The sequence below is a fragment of the Phytohabitans maris genome (assembly GCF_031085175.1).
GTDB classification, from domain to species: domain Bacteria; phylum Actinomycetota; class Actinomycetes; order Mycobacteriales; family Micromonosporaceae; genus Phytohabitans; species Phytohabitans maris.
Window position 1 is genome coordinate 1 of sequence record NZ_JAVHUY010000067.1, and the last position, 19,486, is coordinate 19,486.

The 19,486-nt window shown below is 69.9% G+C and carries 17 protein-coding genes; 8 read left to right on the forward strand and 9 right to left on the reverse strand.

Annotated elements, in window-relative coordinates:
• Positions 1-221: 221 nt before the first annotated feature.
• Both RB614_RS41460 and RB614_RS41465 read right to left on the reverse strand, forming a co-directional pair.
• On the reverse strand, positions 222-890 hold the full coding sequence (locus tag RB614_RS41460) for a GNAT family N-acetyltransferase (RefSeq protein WP_308716373.1): 669 nt from the start codon (positions 888-890) through the stop codon (positions 222-224).
• A gap of 47 nt (positions 891-937) precedes the next feature.
• Entirely contained in the window at positions 938-1,498 is a 561-nt protein-coding gene (locus RB614_RS41465) for an amino acid permease (protein WP_346434214.1), read from the reverse strand.
• Positions 1,499-1,738: 240 nt separating this feature from the next.
• Between RB614_RS41465 and RB614_RS41470 the strand changes: the two genes are divergently transcribed.
• From RB614_RS41470 to RB614_RS41480, 3 genes are all read left to right on the forward strand, one after another.
• The gene (locus tag RB614_RS41470; RefSeq protein ID WP_308718212.1) at positions 1,739-2,044 is read left to right on the forward strand and encodes a DUF6355 family natural product biosynthesis protein; all 306 of its coding nucleotides are present in this window, start codon (positions 1,739-1,741) and stop codon (positions 2,042-2,044) included.
• 566 nt (positions 2,045-2,610) lie between these two features.
• Positions 2,611-3,528 carry an SDR family oxidoreductase gene (locus RB614_RS41475; RefSeq protein ID WP_308718213.1) on the forward strand — a complete coding sequence of 306 codons (918 nt, stop codon included), beginning with the start codon at positions 2,611-2,613 and terminating at the stop codon, positions 3,526-3,528.
• A gap of 44 nt (positions 3,529-3,572) precedes the next feature.
• Positions 3,573-4,193, forward strand: a complete 621-nt coding sequence (locus RB614_RS41480) for a TetR/AcrR family transcriptional regulator (RefSeq protein WP_308718214.1) — start codon at positions 3,573-3,575, stop codon at positions 4,191-4,193.
• 27 nt (positions 4,194-4,220) lie between these two features.
• On the opposite strand, the gene RB614_RS41485 is transcribed toward RB614_RS41480, so the two are convergent.
• Complete coding sequence (locus RB614_RS41485; protein WP_308718215.1) at positions 4,221-5,480, reverse strand: hypothetical protein; 1,260 nt, start codon at positions 5,478-5,480, stop codon at positions 4,221-4,223.
• A 280-nt stretch (positions 5,481-5,760) separates the two neighbouring features.
• On the opposite strand from RB614_RS41485, the gene RB614_RS41490 reads away from it, so the two are divergent.
• Complete coding sequence (locus RB614_RS41490; protein WP_308718216.1) at positions 5,761-7,272, forward strand: serine hydrolase domain-containing protein; 1,512 nt, start codon at positions 5,761-5,763, stop codon at positions 7,270-7,272.
• Positions 7,273-7,739: 467 nt separating this feature from the next.
• Positions 7,740-8,831, forward strand: coding sequence for a hypothetical protein (locus RB614_RS41495; protein WP_308718217.1), 1,092 nt, complete (start codon positions 7,740-7,742; stop codon positions 8,829-8,831).
• A 210-nt stretch (positions 8,832-9,041) separates the two neighbouring features.
• Here RB614_RS41495 and RB614_RS41500 read toward each other — a convergent pair whose 3' ends face one another.
• Both RB614_RS41500 and RB614_RS41505 read right to left on the reverse strand, forming a co-directional pair.
• Complete coding sequence (locus tag RB614_RS41500; RefSeq protein WP_308718218.1) at positions 9,042-10,415, reverse strand: XrtP-associated glycosyltransferase; 1,374 nt, start codon at positions 10,413-10,415, stop codon at positions 9,042-9,044.
• Positions 10,412-10,621 carry an LPXTG cell wall anchor domain-containing protein gene (locus tag RB614_RS41505; RefSeq protein ID WP_308718219.1) on the reverse strand — a complete coding sequence of 70 codons (210 nt, stop codon included), beginning with the start codon at positions 10,619-10,621 and terminating at the stop codon, positions 10,412-10,414. The genes RB614_RS41500 and RB614_RS41505 overlap by 4 nt, the downstream gene beginning before the upstream one ends.
• 221 nt (positions 10,622-10,842) lie before the next feature.
• Here RB614_RS41505 and wecB (RB614_RS41510) point away from each other — a divergent pair, with 221 nt between their 5' ends.
• Together wecB (RB614_RS41510) and RB614_RS41515 are read left to right on the forward strand one after the other, a co-directional pair.
• Positions 10,843-11,934: a non-hydrolyzing UDP-N-acetylglucosamine 2-epimerase gene (wecB, locus tag RB614_RS41510; protein ID WP_308718220.1), complete on the forward strand. Its 1,092-nt coding sequence runs from the start codon at positions 10,843-10,845 to the stop codon at positions 11,932-11,934.
• 253 nt (positions 11,935-12,187) lie between these two features.
• On the forward strand, positions 12,188-13,354 hold the full coding sequence (locus RB614_RS41515; protein WP_308718221.1) for an XRE family transcriptional regulator: 1,167 nt from the start codon (positions 12,188-12,190) through the stop codon (positions 13,352-13,354).
• A 26-nt stretch (positions 13,355-13,380) separates the two neighbouring features.
• On the opposite strand, the gene RB614_RS41520 is transcribed toward RB614_RS41515, so the two are convergent.
• The gene (locus tag RB614_RS41520; protein WP_308718222.1) at positions 13,381-14,220 is read right to left on the reverse strand and encodes a sigma-70 family RNA polymerase sigma factor; all 840 of its coding nucleotides are present in this window, start codon (positions 14,218-14,220) and stop codon (positions 13,381-13,383) included.
• 1,038 nt (positions 14,221-15,258) lie between these two features.
• On the opposite strand from RB614_RS41520, the gene wecB (RB614_RS41525) reads away from it, so the two are divergent.
• Positions 15,259-16,350, forward strand: coding sequence for a non-hydrolyzing UDP-N-acetylglucosamine 2-epimerase (gene wecB, locus RB614_RS41525; RefSeq protein WP_308718223.1), 1,092 nt, complete (start codon positions 15,259-15,261; stop codon positions 16,348-16,350).
• 40 nt (positions 16,351-16,390) lie between these two features.
• On the opposite strand, the gene RB614_RS44555 is transcribed toward wecB (RB614_RS41525), so the two are convergent.
• The 3 genes from RB614_RS44555 to RB614_RS41540 all read right to left on the reverse strand — a co-directional run bounded on the left by RB614_RS44555 (position 16,391) and on the right by RB614_RS41540 (position 18,792).
• Positions 16,391-16,612: a helix-turn-helix domain-containing protein gene (locus RB614_RS44555; RefSeq protein WP_428983219.1), complete on the reverse strand. Its 222-nt coding sequence runs from the start codon at positions 16,610-16,612 to the stop codon at positions 16,391-16,393.
• Between the two features lie 90 nt (positions 16,613-16,702).
• Positions 16,703-17,935, reverse strand: a complete 1,233-nt coding sequence (locus RB614_RS41535; protein WP_308718224.1) for an IS701 family transposase — start codon at positions 17,933-17,935, stop codon at positions 16,703-16,705.
• Positions 17,936-17,976: 41 nt separating this feature from the next.
• Positions 17,977-18,792, reverse strand: a complete 816-nt coding sequence (locus RB614_RS41540; RefSeq protein WP_308718225.1) for a peptidoglycan DD-metalloendopeptidase family protein — start codon at positions 18,790-18,792, stop codon at positions 17,977-17,979.
• Between the last annotated feature and the right edge of the window lie 694 nt (positions 18,793-19,486).

A 19,486-nucleotide genomic window follows, 5' to 3' on the forward strand; every position in this document is an offset into this window, starting at 1 on the left:
CCAGACGCGGCGTGGGCACGCCCGGCCCGGGGAGGCGGGTGGTTCGGGGTGCTGCCACTGCGCTTCCCTTCGACCCCGACCGGTTGTCCGCCCGCCGGATGGGGGGAAATCCGGCCGGCAGACAGTCCATAGTGGAGCGCCAAGACGGGTTGTTGTCGGCGTGGCCTCCAGTCGGGTAGTGAGCAGGACCCATGCACGCACGCCGGTACAGGTTTCGAGCACTAGCCTGGAACGACGCCGTCGACCACCGTCGACCCTCCAATCTGCGATGTCCGCTCATCGTGTGCGACAGCACGTCGCACCATCCCCCACATCGGCGGTCCGCTATCGGGAAGGAAAAACGGGGTCCCCCGACGTGGTTGGTAGCCATGCCGGACGTACAGGTCGACCGCACCGGACGAGGTGGCGACCAGGTAGGCGGGCAGGCCCGCCGTGTCGAGTCGCTCGTTGCGGTGGCGCAGCAACGCGCTGCCCAGGCCGGTGCACTGCCGGTCCGGGTGGACGCCGAGCCAGGCCAGGTAGTGGTGCGGTGTGCGGGGATGGTGGGCGGCGAAGGTGTCGTCGAGGAGCCGGAACCGGTCCGCGTACGGGCCGCAGGCGGTGGTGCGGAGCTGGTCGTAGGCGGCCAGGTCCGGTGGGGTGTAGGCGTAGTCGAACCAGACCGAGGCCGCGTCGACCGGGTCGGTGACTTCGATGTAGCCGTGTGCGAGGGTGAAGCCGACCAGCGCGCGGCACAGCCGCTGGTAGACGGTGCGGCGTTCGTCCCGGTCGGGTATCAGCCACGGGGCGTCGGGGGTGTCCAGGAACGCCTCGACCAGGATCTTGGTGATCTGGTCGGTGTCCGCGCTGGTGGCGATACGGACGTGCGGGCCGGCGGGTGTGTCGGTCACGGCAGGGGTTTCCTCACAGGTGTCGTCGGTCGAAGCGGGGGTCTTCATCAGCGGTTCACCGAAGCGGCGGTGGTGGGTGCGTCGGCGCCGCTGCCGACCCGGGCGTACACGTCGGGGCGGGTACGGTGCAGCCAAGCCGCCAACGCCAGCCCGGCCAGAGCGGCGGCCAGGTAGCCGCCGGGAATCACCCACCGGGCCGGCGAGCCGGGATCGACGTCGAGCAGGATGGGGAACTGGTCCAGGCTGGCAACCAGGACGACGGCCAGCAGCACCCCGGAGATCGTCGGGGCGACCCGCCGGTGCAAGGCGGTCTCGCCGGTGAACGGGGTCCGGTGGAAGTAGACGATCACCGCGACGCTGGTGGCGGTCATCAGGATCAGCACACCGAACCCGCCCGCCACGGTCCCCCAGAACAGCAGGTGGGTCAGCGGGTCGTCGAACCCGGCCGCGAGGTAGCCGACCAACACCACGACCGCGATGAGGCTATGCACCAGGGACGCACGGGCGGGTGCACCGGTGTGCCGTCCCGCAGTGCCCAACACGGCGGGCAGGACACCTTCGCGGCCCAACGCGTACAGGTAGCGGCAGGCAACCCCGGTCTCGGTCAGGCGTGCGGCGGCGGCCGGGGCCTAGATCAGGCAGCTGCCATCGATTGGTGCGTGCGGCACGTTCAGGTCAATCCCCACCCCGCGAGCCGACCCACGCCTCACACCCCTGTGCGGTGCCTTGTGGATGGCGACCAACTGCTTGAGGGCGTCCGATGTGAAGTCGAGCTGAAACAGAAATGAAAGTGGTGTTCGACATTCTGGTGCCGAAGCATTCTGTGAAGAGAGGGAAGGCCAGGGCACATGACGAAAATCAAGCGCGTACTCATGCACGCGTTGGTGGTGACCGCCATCGCGGTGGTGGCGCCGCTGGCGGCGAGCGGGCCCGCGGCTGCGGCACCGGTGACCAGCGAAAGCGTAGCCGCGGAGACCTGTGGCTGGCTCGGCGGTGAGACGTATAACCACTGCGGTAACACTCACGTTGTTCTCCGGGCGACGGATTTCTGGGGCACGGACTACTACCCGTGTGTGGGGCCAGGCAGAACCCACCTGGGCTACCTTTCGACGTGGGTCATCCGGTACGCCGTATACATCGGATACACCTGCTAAAACCTCTCCGGAATGTCCGGCAAATACCGGCGTTGGTCGCGCGGAGCAACGGGCGGCCACGCCGGTATTTGGGCTGGGGAGGCCAGCGCCACCCGGGCGACCGGGCCGGCGATCGGTGGGCTGCAACCGGAGGTGGCGGTCTACGCGACGCGCGGCGTTCCGGGAGGCGGTCGCGGTCCAGGACGGGCCGGCCGTCGAGGTGGTCGCCCGGCCGGCCGAGCAGGGGCGGTGACCGTGGAGGACGGAGTAAGCGGCGTCGGCGACGCGATCGCGAAGACACTCCGCGACGCCGGCCTCACGGTCCCGGTGCGCGACGTGGGCATCGAGCGCGGCCGGCCCGCACACGGCAGCCGCGGCAAGGCGCTGAGTTCATCTGATCTTGATGCGGGTCGCGTTGTCGGCGTTGTGCGTATCAGCTGGTGCGGTGGCCACCAACCTTCGCCGGCGTCGGGTGCCAGCGGCCGGAGGGCCGCCGGTCACCCGTTGAACGTTAGTGGCCACCGCGCCAGGCGGTCCCAGCGAGCCGGAGGGTTGTTTATAAACGCGCGTTCGTTTACGTTGGTCGTATGCCTACGGATGACCACCCTCTCGCGGGCCGGGTAGCGCTTGTCGCCGGCTCCACGCGCGGCTGCGGCCGCGCGATCGCTATCGAACTCGGCGCGCTCGGCGCCACCGTCTATGGCAGTGGGCGCTCCACGCGGGCCGGGCGCTCACCGATGAACCGCCCGGAGACCATCGAGGACACGGCCGAACTCGTCACGGCCGCCGGTGGGGAAGGTATCGCTGTGCGATGTGACCACACCGACGCGGACGACGTCCGCGCGCTCGTGGGACGCATCCGCAGCGACCACGCGCGACTCGACATCCTGGTCAACGACGTCTGGGGCGGGGATCCGTTCGTCCAGTGGGACGAGCCGTTGTGGGAGCATCCGATCGACGCGACACTCGGTGTCCTGCGCAACGGCGTCGAAACGCACCTGATCACGAACCACTTCGCGATCCCGCTCATGCTCGAGGGCGCCGCCGATGGCCTCGTGGTCGAGGTGGGCGACGGCAAGTACGACGTGCCGTACCGCGGGAACATGCCGTACGACCTCGTCAAGACGGCTGTTGCTCGGATGGGCCAAACGCTCGCCCATGATCTCGGGCCACACGGCGTCACGGCCTTGACCGTCACACCCGGATACCTACGCTCGGAATCGATGCTCGACTACTTCGGCGTCACGGAGCAGACCTGGCGCGAGGCGGCCGAGCGAGTCCCGTTCTTCGACCACTCCGAGACGCCGCACCTGCTCGGACGCGGGATCGCCGCCCTTGCGGCCGACGCTGAACGGCACCGGTTCGCCGGTCAGTGCCTCGGCTCGTGGGATCTCATGCGCGCCTACGACCTGGTGGACGCCGACGGCAGCCGACCGGATTGGGGCGCCGTCGACCTGGAGGCCCGTCTGCAGACCCTGGCCAGCGGGATGCCGGCTCCCGCCTGATGCCACGCCCACGAACGATCAGCGACGAAGCCGTCCTGGACGCCGTGCTCGCCCTCGCCCAGCGCATCGGCCCGGCAAACGTGACATTCGCCGCGGCCGCCGCGGAGGTCGGCCTATCCGCCGCGACACTCGTCCAGCGCTTCGGGACCAAGCGTGAACTCCTGCTCGCCGCCGACAAACGAGGCATCGACCTCTGGATCGGCGCCTTGGACCGCTCGACGGCCACCTCGCCGCTCGCCCGCATCATCGAAGGGCTGGTGCTCGCCGTCGACCCGGTCGCCACCCCCGAGCAGCTGGCCAACTCGGTCGCGATGCTCCAGCTTGACCTCGCCGATCCCGACTTCCACGCCGAGACTCTGCGTGGAGCGCGTACCGTCCGCGCCCGAATCATGCGCAACCTGGACGCCGCCCTCGCGGCCGGTGAGCTACGCACCGGCACCGAAATCGCGACGCTCGCGACGCTCGTCGAAACCACCTACCACGGCGCGATGATCGGCTGGGCGATCCATCGCGAGAGCACCCTCGCCAACTGGATGCGCGACCAGCTCGATGCCGTACTCGCACCGCACCGAACCGCGAACCGGAAGACCGCAGAAGCACCGCAGCTAGCCTCAGGCTCGACGTCGGCGCGGCCCCGGGCCGGACAGCGTTCTGGTGGGCGTTGAGGGACGCGGCGGCTCAGCGCGCGTTCGCTACGGGATGGCTCTGGCCACGATGGCGTGGACCTGACCGACGATCGCGGAGCGCTGCTGCTCGAAACCTGGGTCGGTGATGTCGGCGGGGTCGGCTGGCGAGCCGAGCGTCGGTGTGTGGACGTGCCCGCCGGCCGGTGCGCCGGCGGTGCCGGCCAGTAGCAGCGTGTTGCGGTACGCCACCTCGTTCGACAGGTAGCCGCCGCCGCTGCCTTCCACCGCGACCGACCCGGCGGTCGGCCCGTCCGGCCGCGGCTGCGGGTCGGTGGCGCCAGCCGGGATCTCCCACACCGACGGGTTGATGTTGATCGGGAACGGGTTCGCGCCGACCGCCTGCATGGCCCGCAGTGGCAGCGACGTACGCAGGAACTCCGGGCCAGGGCCGACGCCGGGGAAGACGGTGGGCGCGGTGAACGTGCCACCACCTTGCACGTTGTTGTTGTCGCCGATGCTGTCGACCGAACGGCGGCGTCCGTTGAACACCTCCAAGTCGAACTCGCTGCGGCCCTGGCTGACGGTTGTGATCGCATCAGCCCGCTGCGGGCCCGTCGCGATGTGCGGCCTGATGGCCTCCTCGGCGATGCCGCGGTCGAAGTCCGCGTACCGGACCGGGAACACGACGGTCTGCACCTGTATCCGCACGCCGTTCACCGTCAGGACCTGGCCGTCAAGGGTCAGCGCGGCGGCCCCGGACGGGTTGCCCCGGCGGATCTCGTCGTCCAGCAGAAAGGGGTCGAAGCCGGTGACGAACAGCCGCCGCCCAGCGCCGCTGTCGAACGCGCTGCTGGTGATGCCGCGCGAGGCACGCTCGAGCGACCGCTCCAGCACCGCCCGGCGCGAGGCCGACAACCCATGGGTGGGCACCCACCGGCGCAGGGCACGGGTCATGCCCAACCTGGCCCAGTACAGCGGCCGGTCGTCGTCCGCGGCGAGCTGACCACCGCCCGCGGGGCCGGCCTGGGCCCGGTCGACCGCCGCCTCCCACAGCCGCCCGGCGTGCGTGGTGACCACCTGCGAAGCCTGGGTGTAGCTGGTCGTCGCGCACAGCGCGGCGGCGAACGCCGTCACCCGCGCGTCGAACCCGCTCCGGGCCAGGATCTGCCCAGGCACCGCCTGGCTCTCCAGACGCTCTTCCTCCACCGTGAGCGGCGCGGTGCCAGTGGTGCACGCGGCCGCCGCCGGCACCGCCGGCAGGGCAAGTGCGCCGATCCCCGCCACCAACGCCGCGCAGGCAGCACCGCCTAGTCGGGTCGCCCTCATCGCAAGTCCTCCCCAAAACCCGAAGCGAAGATTCTCCCGAACGCAGACAGAGTAAAGGCACGCCGGGCTTGGACGGCCGCGGCGAGCGGGATGGTCGGCGCGGACCGAAGAAAAGGGTTCGCGGGCACCGCGGCGACACGGTACCGTCGTGCGTGGTGGTTTCCCGGCCGCCTCTGGGTCCGCGGGCAGAGCTGCAAGCTCACCGGTTCGTCAAGCAAGCCGACGGCATGTCTTTCCTGCCCGATGTCGCGGACCCGCGGGCGACGAGGGAAGGACTGCCTTGTCCGATCAGTCGCGTGCGTTTCCCGACCGGCCGAGTCTTCGGTTTCTCAAGCTCGAGGCCAAACGCCGCCTCTCCGCCGGGGAATACACCACGCTCCACCAGGCCCAGCTGGCGATCGCTCGTGAGCACGGGCTGCCGAGCTGGACCGCACTCAAGGAACACATCGAGGCCGCGGGTCCGGCCAGCCACGCCCTCACGCAGATGCGATGGGTGATGTCCCGCTTCGCCACAGCCGACGCCCCGGAATGGACGGCCCCCAGCGAGGAGGAACTACGCCAACACTTCGACGACCGCTACCTGGCCCTCGTGCCGCCGGACTGGCTGACCGGCCTGTTCAGGACGGTGGCCAGGCAACTGCGCGAGGGCATCACCGACGTGCGGGCCGAGCCGCTGCGCCTACGCGCACGGATCGCCGACCTGCGGGTCGAGGCCGCTACCGAGGCCGAGCCGCCGCACCGGCTTCGCCAGCTGCGGTTGTATCCGCTGGAGCGGAAGGTCGAAGACCAGCGCGTGGCGGCACCGCCCACACACGTCTTCGGCGCCGTGCCGCCAGAGGCGCAGGCGGTGGCTGGAGATTCGTACGCCGAGCTGGGTCTGGTCGGACTCATCGTCGCCGGCGGGACCGGTGACGGTTTCGGGTGGGCGACCGCACGGGGTTGGGCCAGCCTCGACCGCGATGAGGTGCTGCTGCCCGAGCACCGGTTCCCGGCGTACTCGATCACCAAGCTGGTCACCGCGACCGCCGTCCTGCGGCTGGTCGCGGACGGGCGGGTACGGCTGGACGAGCCCGCGAACGCGTACCTGCACACCATCCGGCTCGCCGACGACGCCGTCACCGTACGGGAGCTGCTGTCCCACACCGGCGGCGTCGACAGCCCCACGGCGATGTTCGCCGACCGTGTCCCCGACCTGGTGTCGATCACCGGACCGGTCGCGGCGTGCGGCGGCCCACGCGGCACGTTCACCTACGGCCACGGCGGGTACGCGCTGCTCGGACAGCTGATCGCCGACGTCACCGCAGCGCGCTACGAGGACGCGGCCACCCGCATGGTGCTCCAGCCCCTCGGTATGCGCGCTTCGGGGTTTCCGCACAGCCCTCCGGCCAGCACCGTGGCCATCGGTCACCGCCTCACGGACGAGGGGGTGTTCGAGCCCGTACCGGCATCCGTCTTCACCATGCCGGCCGCGGGTGGTCTGTGGAGTACGGCGGCTGATCTGGTCCGCTTCGGCCTCGGCTGGCCCTCGCTGCTGCCCGACCCGCTCGCCCGCGAGGCACTGCGGCCGCAGGCCGAGCGGGACGACAGCCCCGGTGGCCAGGCGGGACTCGGCTGGGGGCTCGTGCTGCCCAAGGACGTCGCCGGACACCCCGGCGCCGGGTCCGGCTGCTCCGCGTCCCTGACCGTCAGACCAAGCCTCGCCGGCCGGGGCGGCCAGACCTGGGTCGTGTTCACCAACCGGCAGGTCCTGGTCGAAGCCATCAACGAGCGCCTCGCCCTCCCGATCACCTGACAAACCTCGTGCGGAGGGCGACGGTCACGACAGGCCGGGCGATCCCGGCAGGCCAGCGCAAGGTGGTCGTGGTTTCACAACCTCGGCCGTTCGGTCGAAGTTTGCCGCCACTGCCGGCTCGATTCTTCGCCGGTCGGGCAGAGACCACATTGGACAATCAGCCGACGGTTCGACCGATGCGCCCGTTGGACGATCCGGGCTCCATGGGCGTGATGCCGGATAGCACGTGGCGGGTGGCCAGCCATATCGCGGTGCCGCGCACACCGAGCAGGACGCCGCGGTCGCGGCGCCGCTCACAGCCGGCGTGCTCCCATCACCGCGACCGCCGGCCCGCGGGTAGCTCGCGCCGAACCCGGCTCACCGAGAACGAGACATCGCGGTCGGACGATTTGTGCAACGCTGCATCCCGTTCGCGCGTCTTTGGCGGCGAAGCGGTCATTCTTGGGGGAGCGGTGACGGTCGTGCGGGTGCCAGGTCCGGTCAAGAGCGCGGCGCCGGCCCTGGGGGTGTTCGTCGGGCTGCATCTGGTCGGCCTGTTGGTGTTGGCGCTGATCTCGCACAAGGTCCACGGCTGGGACCTGCTCCACCTGCTCGGCAACAGGTACGACTCCCGGTGGTACGACCAGATCGCCGTCCACGGATACGGGCGGCAGGCGCCCAAGTCATACGCGATGTTTCCGCTCTTCCCGGCCATGATGGCGGTGCTGGGACCGGTGACTCCGGGTCCAACGTGGACGGCGGGAGTGCTCATCTCGTGGTGCGCGGGGCTGGCCGCGGCCTGGGGCCTCTACATGCTCGGCACCCACCTACGCGACCGGCGTACCGGCATCCTGCTGGCCGCGTTGTGGGCGGTCCTGCCGCACGCGGTGATCGAGGTGTCCGCATACACGGAGAGCCTCTTCACGGCGTTCGCGGCGTGGGCGCTGTGGGCGTTGCTGACCCGGCGATGGGTGAGCGCCGGCATACTCACCCTCTTCGCCGGCCTGACCCGCCCCTCGGCGTCCGCGCTGGTGGCCGCGGTGGGGCTGGCGGCGGGAGTAGCCGTGCTGCGGCGGCAGGACGGCTGGCGGCCATGGCTGTGTGCGCTACTCGCGCCGGTCGGGTTCGTCGGCTACCTCGCCTGGGTGGGCGTGCGGATGGACCGTTGGGACGGGTACTTCTGGGTGCAGGCACACCGCTGGGGCTCGAGGTTCGACGGCGGCCGGTACACCGCCACCGCACTGGTCAACTACCTCACCCGCCGCACCGACATCGCCATGTACACCTGCGCGTTCGTCCTGCTGACCGCGCTCGTGCTGCTCGCCCTGCTGGCCACGGAGCGCTGGCCGTGGCCGCTGATCGTGTACGCGGCGCTGCTGCTGGCCACCGTCATCGGCACCGCCGGCTACTTCCACTCCAAGGCGCGACTGCTGCTACCCGCGTTCACCCTGCTGCTGCCGCTGGCCGCGGGCATGGCCAACATCCGAACACGAAACGCGGCGCTGATCATCGGTGGCCTCGCCCTCACCTCGGCCTGGTACGGCTCGTATCTCCTACTCATCTGGCGCTACTCGCCCTGACCCGCCGGCCGGCAGCACCCGGCAGGCCGGGTTGCCGAGCATCGATGACCAAGCCGGCCCGCCACCGCCGGGCGGACGGATGTGTGCCCGCGGGAAGCTCTGGAGCTGCCCCGTCTGTGCGTGCGACCGCACAGCTTCCACACACCTGCCGTGCACTTCGGCGCGAGCCTCGCAACTGAGGTGGGGCTTGGGCCGCGGAGCCGGCCGCGGCTACGCCTCCACGGCGACGGTGGCGCCGCCCGTCTCCGCGTTCCGCCGGGTCTTGGACCAGCCGTGCTTGCCGCGCAGGATACGGACGAAGGCACGCCAGGCCGTGACATAGAAGAGCAGTACGTATGCGGCATAGCTCAGTCCCCAGCCGATTCCCTGCCGCAGGCGGGCCGTCCGCTCGACCTTCAGGACGTAGATCGGGCCCCAGAGCGCGAACTGACCGATCCCGAGGGCCATCAGCACCGTCCAGGTCAGCCACGCGTCCGCGGTAGCCGCGCCGAAAACCAGATCCGGGTGTACGACGGCCACGACGCCGAACGCGATGACCGGCAGGGCGTAGACGAACGTGCCGACGAGCTGGAGCCAGGGCTGAAGGAGGAAGTACGCCACCTCGATCGCGCCGAGGTTGGTCAGTGCCGGGTTGCGCCAGACGGCCGGCAGGTACTTGATGCAGAGCATGTTCCCCTGTGACCAGCGGGTGCGCTGCGTGATGAGTCGGTCCAGCCGGGGCAGCCCTTCCTGGTCGACCCACGTGTCGTGCGCGAACGCCGTGCGGTACCCGCGCAGGAGGAGGTGCACGCCGAGCTCGAAGTCCTCCAGCAGGGAGCCGTGCCATGGCCGCCGGTCGTCACCGGCCACGGCGTCGAGCGCGGACATCCGGGTGAACTGGCCGTTTCCCCCCATCCCCACGGTCCGGCTGTGGCGTCGGGCCAGTTGGAGCGCGAGGATCGGTCCTTGAAACTCGAGATCCTGCATCCGCACCAGCAGGCGGGCGAACGCGCTCCTCAGCCGGCCGGCCTTCGGACGCTGCGCGGCGAGCGGGTGGCGGTCGGTGCGATTCATCATCCGCACGCCGACCTGCACCGCCGCCACCCGGGCGTCTCCGAACCGCCGTGGTCCGGTGACGGCTTCGAGGCAGTCCCCGCGCAGCCGCCCGTCCGCGTCGACGACACACACGATCGCGGACGTCCGGTCGATCTCCGGCGGCAGCCAGTCGTCCAGGTCCCGATACAGGGCGTTGAGCGCGTCGGACTTGCCCGTGCGGGCGTCGGGTAGGACCCGCCGCCGGAGATGCACGTGGGAGTCCGTGTCGGCGATCGCCTGGACCTTGTCCGCCGTGCGATCGGTGGAGGCGTCGTCGGCTACCCAGACGTGCGCGTGCCGAAACTGCGACCGCAGATTGGCAATCGTGCCGCCGATGACCGCTTCCTCGTCCCGGCAGGGAATGAAGAAGTGCCACTCGTACCTGCCGGGGTCGCCCGAAGCGCCACGCCTCTGCGTCAGGTACGGCACCAGCAGCGCGCCCAGATAGCCGACGAACATCCCACCCATCACGAAGGCGGTCACCGACGTGAAGAGAAAGAGGTGGTTCACGAGCGGCGGTTCACTCCACCGCGCTCCACGACGAGCGCCGTACCGCCCGCGACCGCACGAGTCTTCTGAAGGCGCCAGCCCGACCGCATCAGCAGGACGCCAAGCGTCAACAGGACGAGGCCGACGAGCAGCATCCAGTTGACGCCGTACCCGATGCCGGTAGCGGCGAGTACAGGCGCACCGCCGGATATCGGCTTTCCATACATGTCTTTCCCCCGATGGTTGACGGACCTTCTGCCCCCGTACACGCGGGCTTCCCCGAGCCCGTGACGCCGTTCCGCCAACTCCTCCGCCTCAATCCAATGAGGAGAGACAACCCGTGGAGCGCGTCACGGCGAACGCTCCTCATCGAGAAGCAGGCATTGCCTCGGCGGAACCGGCGCGCGCAGCGCGCTGGCGCCGTTAAGTCGCTTGCCATGGGGGAAACATGGGCACTATTGCCATTGTGCTGGGCACGAGACCAGAAATGATCAAGCTTGCGCCTATCGCCGGCAGACTTGGGGATCGCGCTCGGATACTGCACACCGGCCAGCACTTCGACGACGCGCTCTCGTCCAGCATCCTTTCCGAAGTCAGTCTCACCGAGGTCGCCGCCCTCGGCATGGTGGGGGGCCGCAGCCGCGGCGTGCAGATCGGCGCCGCGCTCTGCGCGCTCGACGAGAACTTCGCCGCGAACCGGCCGGCGATGGTGATGGTCCAGGGCGACACGAATGCCGCGCTGGCCGGCGCGCTGGCGGCGAACGCGCGCGGAATCCCGCTCGTACACGTCGAAGCGGGGCTGCGCAGCAACGACCGCGCCATGCCGGAGGAGCACAACCGCATCCTCATCGACCACATCTCCGACCTCCTCTGCGCGCCCACGGCGGGCAACATCGCCAACCTTCGCGCCGAGGGAATCGCCAGCCAGCGGATCCGGCTCACCGGAAACACCATCGTGGAGGCGGTCTGGCAACACCTGCCGTCCGCCGGTCGCCGCGACGAGATTCTCGGTGCGCACTCGGTCAAGCCCGACGCGTACGTGCTCGCCACCCTCCACCGGCCGGAGAACACGGACGATCCGGCGGCGCTGCGCACCATCGTCACCGAACTCTCCGACATCGCGTCAAACAGCCTGCCGGTCCTGCTCTCCATCCACCCCCGCACGCGGGCGGCGCTCGTCGCCAACGGACTGCTGGAGTCGCTGGAGCCGGTGAGCCAGCTGCCGCCGTTGCCGTACGGCGAGTTTCTGGCGCTGGCCCGGCACGCCGCGGTGATCGTGTCCGACTCCGGCGGCGTGCAGGAGGAGGTCACCGTCCTGAAGCGCCCCCTTGTCGTCGTGCGGCGGTCGACCGAGCGCCCGGAGTCGCTCCGGCACTTCGCCGCCCTGGTGACGCCCGGTCCCGCTCTGGGCGACGCGGTACGGCGGACGATCGCCTCCGCCCCGGATCTGGCCAACGCGCGCTGCCCGTACGGCGAACACGCCACCGCACGGATCGTCGAGGCGGTGAACGAGTTGCTGGCCCGTACGGCGGCTGCCTGACCGGAGATACACCAAACCCGAACGGACCACGGATCGCCGGCGAACCCGCCGGCGATCTGCCGTTGGTTCTCCGTCTCGCGGTCCGCCGGCCGTCCGCGGAGCGGTTGTCACTGCGGGCACGAGCGTCACAAAGCCGATGGGTATTGCCGGGACGGCGGCGCAGAAACGTGGAAGTTCATTCACTCTCCGGGACAGAGCGGCAGCCCGGCTGCGAGCATGTGGTCTCGTTCACCCCGCGATCAAGGAGGATCAGATGTCGCACCCCGACCTCGGCGGCATACGGCTCCAGCGGGCCGCGACCAGGGAAAACGCGGCGAAGGTAATCGCGCGCGGCGGAGCTCCGTACTACGGGTACAGCGAGCTCGCCGCCCCGGATGCCACATCGTGCACACCACAGCACCTGCGCCTGCTGCGCGTGGTGGACGACGACGATCCGACCAACCCGAGCGTCCATTGGAACAATGGCCATCTGCTGTACCAGATCGCCTATTTCTTCGGGCCGGCGAATTTCTACTACCGCTGGGCCGGGGAGTCCATGTGCCTCGCTCTGGAGACCGGCGATTCGCTGTTCAGCCTCCCTTTCCTCCAGCACTCGTTCGCCGCGCGCAAGGGCGGCGAGCCCACGTACGTGGTGACCCTGACCTACTCCGGGGGCCTCCACGGAAGAGCCCGCCACGAACTGTCCACGCTGGGCTACGACCGGGCTCGCGGTTTCGCGATGATGCCCGGGAGCGACTCGTACGCGGCGCTGCTCCGGTCGTTCCTGGACGCGTGGGCCATACCGGCGGTCGAGATGGGCCGGCGGACGAGCGTTCCCGCGGCCCGCTTCACCTCCATCATCACCGGTGAATCCGATCCGTCTCCCGCCGAGCTCGCGTCGATCGCGGCGGCCTTGAGCCTGAACGTCCGGGACCTGCTGCCGCTGATGGCGTACACCCGCAACGGGGTTCGGGTGCTCCGGGCGCGGGACGCCACCGGTTGGTCATATCCGGACGGCGACCGCCCGGCGTACTTCATCCGACCGCTGGCGGGCGATCCGCTGCATCCGCACACGACCGCCATCGAGGTTCGGCCGCTCTCCCTGTTCGACGGCGACGGCGGATGGCTGACGACACACCAGCATCAGTACGCCTACGTGGTCGGCGAATCGTCGGTGCGGTTCTGCTGGCGGGCCGGCGACGGCGTGTACGTCACCAAGCTGCGGCAGGGAGACTCGGTCTACGTCCAGCCCGGTGTGCCGGTCATGTTCAGCCCGACGACGCCACCCGACCCCAGGCTCCTGCTCCTGCGCACGGCCAACGCGATCAGCACCGACCTGCGCTTCGCCATCGGTGCGATGCCGCCTGACGGGCTCCTGCGGTACTGCCGCGGCACCCGGCTCCGGTACCCCGAGCGGCCGACCGAGCCGTTCCCCGCGTAGCGGCCGGTAGCCACACGTCCTCTTCCTCACCCGGCCCGGCGGCCGGCCGCCGTGAGCGATCGCGGCTGTTCGGCGTGCGCGTCCGGGAACGCGTCACGATACGTCCGCGCCACGGGCTCGCGCTTGGCTCCGGTCAGTTCGCCGTTCAGTTCCAGCACCGTGTCGGCGCGCTGCTGGCAGTCGGCGCAGTATCGCAGGTGCTTGAGGACCTCGGCCGAGCCGCGGTCGGAGAGTCCACCTCGGACCCACGCGCCGAGCCGCTGTGTCGTCTTGTCGCACGCCGGCACGTCGGTGTGCTGTACGTGCATCTGGAGGTACGCCTGCCGCAGACCTTCACGCGCGCGGTAGGCGAGGGCGGCCACGGCGTTCGCCGAGAGACCCAGCGCGGGTGCCACCTTGGCCGGCGTCTGCCCTTCGACCTCGACCTGCCACAGCACGCTCTGCCACCGCGCGGGCAGGGACGCCAGCGCCCGGGCGAGCGCGTTTCGCTGCCAGGCCGCGATCACCGGGTCCGGCGGCGCCACCGGCCGGCTCGCCTCGATGTGCTCCAGGTCGTCGTAGACGTCGACGTACCGCTCGCGGCGGACGCGGTCGATCGCGACGTTCCGCACGACGCGGATGAGGTACGGCAGAAAGTCGCCCCGCGGCCCTCCTCCCTCCTGGATCTTCGCCAGGAGGCGACCGAACGCCTCGGAGACGATGTCCTCGCGTTCGGCCAGATTGTCCGCCCATCTCGCGGCCGCACGGTGAGCGTGGCTGAAGTACTTCCGGTAAAGGACGGCGAATCCGTCGACTTCCCCCTGTCGCACCGCGAGCACGAGCTCCTGGTCGTCGGGGCGGTCCGAACCGTCTTCACCGTAGCTCAACCCACCGTCATTCATTACCTGGTCCTTCACGACGTAGACTGATGGCTATTAGGCATGCCAGAGATCGCGCCGTCGCCCCTACGGGACGACAGCCGTTCGAAGAACGTGTACTACTTTTGGGGTATACGAATGACGCCCGTAACGCCGTTAAAATAGGCGTGGCGCGTATGTTCTTACATATTCCTACTTCGCGGAGTGAGAGCAGGCCGGATCGCACGCCGCACGCATTGGCCAGCCGGTTTCCGGCCATTTGGTGAGGCGCGTCAGCGAGCCGCCCTGTGCCGGGCAAGCAAAGAATCGTCGACGCTCAGGTGAGCGCCGACCGACAAACGGCACGGCGTATTACGCATGTCGCGGCAACGCGACCTACTTGGCTATGCGGACACCCAAATGTGAGCACTCCGTCACGGCAGTCTCAGTTCAGTGTGCCCAAAGCCGCCTCCCATTGCTCTATCGACGTCGCTGCGCCAACGCACTACCCCTGTCGTTTCCGTACACGTCTGTCCCCGGCGATTCATGACGCCGGGGTTGGTGGACTTTTTTCACTTGCACTTTCGGGGAATTCCAGGGAGGGCGCCGCGGCGGACAAAAGCCCACTTCAGCGGCGATCAGGAGCGTGGCGCTTATCGATCGCGGGAGTTCGGGGTGGACGCACGGCCGATGGACCTCTGCCCGTTCCGGACCACTCGGGAACAACACGGCCGACATGTTGGTCCCGAAGATCATGTCCTTCCTGTCGATCATCAGCTCGTTCCGTCCGCGGCACGGCCGGTGCTTCGTTTCCTTCCGTAGCCGGCGAGGTGCTCGGTGGCCGGCCCGGGGTGCCGCGCGAGACGCTCGGGCGTTCCACCGACCGACTCCACGGGGAGCGAAACGCAACTGTGATGCCACAATCCCGGATTTCTTTCGATCACCGGACGGGTCGTCACCCGGTGTGCTAAGGCGCGCTCCACGCGTCGTCATGATGGGAGCGTCCCGTCGAGTAACCGGACGAAGGCACGCGGCTTCATCGGGTCCAACTCGTCAGGAGGTTGACACATGGGCGCGATCGCAATCGTGCTTGGTACCCGGTCCGAGATGATCAAGCAGGCCCCACTCGCGAAAGCACTCGGCGACCGCGCGAGAATCCTCCACACCGGACAGGACTTCGACGGCGAGCTGTCGTCCGGCCTTCTCGCCGAGCTGGGCCTCCGGCGCGTGGCGGGGCTGGCGATGGTGGGTGGCCGACCCCGCGCCGAGCAGATCGGACTGGCGCTCACCGCCCTCGACGAGTACTTCACCCGCCGGCGTCCAAGCGCGGTCGTCGTACACGGTGGCACGAACGCCGCAGTCGCCGGAGCTTTGGCCGCGAACGCGCGCCGGATACCGCTCGTGCATGTCGAGGCGGGGCTGCGCAGCTACGACCGCGACGTGCCGGAGGAACACAACCGGGTGCTCGTCGACCACCTGGCCGACCTGCTCTGCGCGCCGACGCCGGGAAACGTCGTCAATCTCCGCGCCGAGTCGATCGGCGCCGACCGGGTTCGGCTGACGGGGAGCACGGTGGTGGACGCCGTGCGGCGGCATCTCCCCTCACCCGCCCAGCGCGCGACCGTCCTCCGGGCGCACGGAGCCAAGCCCGAGGACTACGTACTGGCGACCATCCACCGGCCGCGAAACACCGAGGATCGGGAAAGTCTCCGCGCGATCGTGCGGGAGCTGGCCGACATCGCCGCCGGGACCCTCCCGGTGCTGCTCTCCGTGCACCCCCGCACCCGGGAGGCGCTCGCCGCCACCGGCCTGCACGACGCGCTCCATCCGGTCATCCAGCTACCCCCGCTCCCGTACGGCGAGTTTCTCTCGCTGGCCAGCCACGCCGCGGTGCTGGTCTCCGACTCCGGCACCATCCAAGAGGAAGTCACGGTGCTGAAGCGGCCGCTGGTCGTCGTCGGGGCAGCGACCGAGCGCCCGGAGTCACTCGTCCACTTCGCCCGGCTCGCCGCCCCCGGACCGGGCATCGGCGACGGCGTACGAGAGATGGTTCACGCCCGGCCCGATCTGACGGACCTGCCTTGCCCGTACGGCGAGCACGCCACCAGCCGCATCGTCGAGGCGATCCAGGACCTGTTGGCCCGGCACCTCAGCCGGTGATTCACCACCGCGCCGGCACGCCGGCGGGGGGTCAGAACCGTCATCGCTCCCCCTCCAGCGCCTCGCCGCACCGGTCACAGCACCGCCCGCCCGGGCCCGCGCGCCGGAGCGGTTCGGCAGCGCTGCCCCAGAGGTACTCGCGGAGCGCGACCTCGGGTATGCGGTACGACTTGCCGAAGCGCACCGCGGGCAGGTCGCCCGAACGGATGAGACGGTGGACGGTCATTGCCGACACGCGCATGGCGGTCGCCAGCTCCGTCACGGTCAGGAATCGCGTGTCCGCGACGGTACCTCGAGAGTCTGTTGATTCCACGGTGCTTTCAAGCGATCGGTCGGTGACGGTGGTGGTCGGTCAGGCGCGCGTCTCGGCGAGCGAGAGGCGCCGGTTGCCGAGGTCCTGGCCGAGCCGGCGGCTCCGGTCCAGTTGCTGGAGAGTGCGAAACGCGTGTGCGGCCGACACGAGCGTGACGTGGTGGTGCCAGCCCGCCCACGTCCGTCCTTTGTAGCGCCCGAGGCCGAGGTCGTCCGCGAGGAACCGCCGGTCGTGTTCGACCCGCCACTGGAGCTTCGTCAGCCGCGCGAGCTGGCTCAGCGGCGTGGTGTACGGGAGATCGCTGAGCCAGTAGCAGGTGGGCTCCGGCCTTCCCGACGGCCACTCGACGACCAACCAGCGCGCCCCGGCCGTAAACCCGCCATCGTGCTCGCCGGTCCTCGGATCGCGGACGCGTACGAAGATGAAGCGGGTCTGCGCGATCCGCAGCTCGCCGTCCTGGCCCCTCACCGGCTGCCGCCAGCCGAGCACCTGTGGCGCGATCTGCTCGCCCCGCGTCACGATGTCCCGCACGGCGAGGCGCTCCCCCGCCCACGCCTCGGGGCACGCGGTTACCGCGGGCTCGATCTCCACGACGTAGGGAAACCCGCGGCTCTCCAACGTTTTCGCGAGCTCCAGCCCGCCGCCGAGCGGACGGTCGGGGACGACGACGGGCGGCCGCAGTCCCCAAGCGGCCATCTCGTCGAGCATGTCGACGGCGAGCTGCCACTTTCGCCGGTGCCCGACCCCCTCCGGGATCCCGGTCCTGGCCCGCAGCTCCACGACGCCGGAGCGTGGGTCGGCCAGGGCGGGGTCCCAGCTCTCCGGCAGGAACAGCCGCCAGTTGGCCGGGCAGGAGGCGTCCTCCGACGTGAGGTGGACGCCGACGCCGATCTGGCAGTTGGCCATGCGGTTCGAGACGCCGGTGTCCTGCCGGGCTACGCCGGCCAGCGTCCCTCCGTGCTTGTGCAATGTCGTCTGTCCGAGCACCCAGGCGTCCGGACTGACGCTTTCCAGGAACCGCTCGGAGAGCCGCCGCCGCACCGGCGTGGGATCCCAAGGGCTCACACTGACGAAGTGGTTGAGTGACTGCTCGTGCAGCTCGCTCGGCGCCCGGGCCGCCCGCAGCCGCCGCTTCCGCTTGTCGCCGAGCACGAGACAACGAAGGTAGTACTCGCTCCGCTCCCGCCACGTGGCTCGTCTCAGTGAAGAGAACACGTCGCTCGCGAACTCCGCCAGCGACGACCGCAGTTCGTCGCCGCACACACCATCCATGCCAGCCCCCGCTGAAAAATGACCTCGGCCCGGTCGTACCGCTAGAGCCACGGCGTCGGATCGACCGGCCGCCCGCCGATCCTGACCTCGAAGTGCAGGTGAGGCCCGGTCGACGCCCCGGTGGATCCGATCAATCCGATCACCTGGCCGGCCTTGACCTTCTGCCCGGTGGACACCAGGATCTTCGACTGGTGCGCGTAGCAGGTGGACAGGCGCTTTCCGTCGTACTGACCGTGGTTGATGCACGTGTAGTTGCCGTAGCCGCCGTTCCAGCCGCTCTGGGTGACGACGCCGTCGGCCGCCGCCCGGATGGGTTTGCCCATCGGCGCCGCGATGTCCACGCCCGCGTGCAGCTGCCATCGGTGATAGAAGGGGTCGAACCGGTTGCCGAAGGGACTGGTTCTCCTTCCTTCGACGGGCATCCCGAGCCGTCCGTCACCGAGACGCGCGACGTCGTCCGCCGCCTCTTGGGCACTGAGGATCGTCTCGCGCACGTCCGAGTCGACCCGCTGCTTCAGGGCCGCGACGCTCGCCTTCGCCTCTTTGAGCTTTTCCGTGTCGGCGTCGAGTTGCTTTTTCGCTGCGTCGAGGTCGCGTTCCTTCGCCGCCACCGCCTGCGCGAGGCTCTCCGCTGCCCGTTCCTGCGTGGCCAGCTGAGCCACGGCGTCCGCGCTGATCGCGGTCGGATCGGTGGGGCGGGCGGAGAGGGACGTAGTGGCTCCGATGTAGAGCTGCCGGGCTTCCCGTGCCACGAGTTCCCGGCGCACCTGCGTTTCGACAGCCATGGCGGCGAGTCGTTTCCGATCCTCGTCCAGCTTGGCGGTCAGCTCGTCCACCCGCTTCTTGTCCTTCGCCACCGTGGCTTCCAGATCGCGGGCGAGCCGCAGCGCGTCCTGGAAGGCGGCGAGCGTGCGGCTTTCCGCGTCGGTCGGTTCGTCGACGGGTGGGTCCGGGTAGGGGTTCTCGTCGTCGTTCGGCGGTCGGGGGGCTTGTGGTTTCGCCGGGTTGGGTTTTGGTTTCGCCTCCTTGGCCGGCGCCTCCGGCGCGCCGGAGGGCGTTGCCGTCGGGACCGGGCTGGCGGACGGCGAAGGGCCGGCCGTGCCGTCCGGAGTACCGGGACTGGCGGAAGCTGTGGGGTCAGGCGAGCCCGACGGCGACGGCGGCGCCGGCGTGCCGGTGTCTCCGGGCGCGGGCGGCGGCTCGGTACCACTCGGCGCGGTCGGGCCGGCCGACGGTGCCGCGGACGGTGCCGGCTCGGCCGCCGGAGGCGGGGACGGTGGCGGCTCGGCGGCGGGCGGCGTGGACGGTTCGGAGGGTGCGGCCGCGGGCGACGCGGGCTGGGCGGCACTCTGGCTGGTGGTCGGTTCCGCGGACTCCGCCGGCGCGGAGGGAGCGGCTTCCGGCGCCGGCGGCGTCGAGGGGGCCGCGTACGCCCCGCTCGGCGGAACGGCACCGATACCGATCACGAACGCGGTGAAGGTGCAGACAAGCGTGCGCCGGCACGTGACGGCTCCGGCTGCGAGTCGAAACATGGCTCCCCCTATCCGAAGT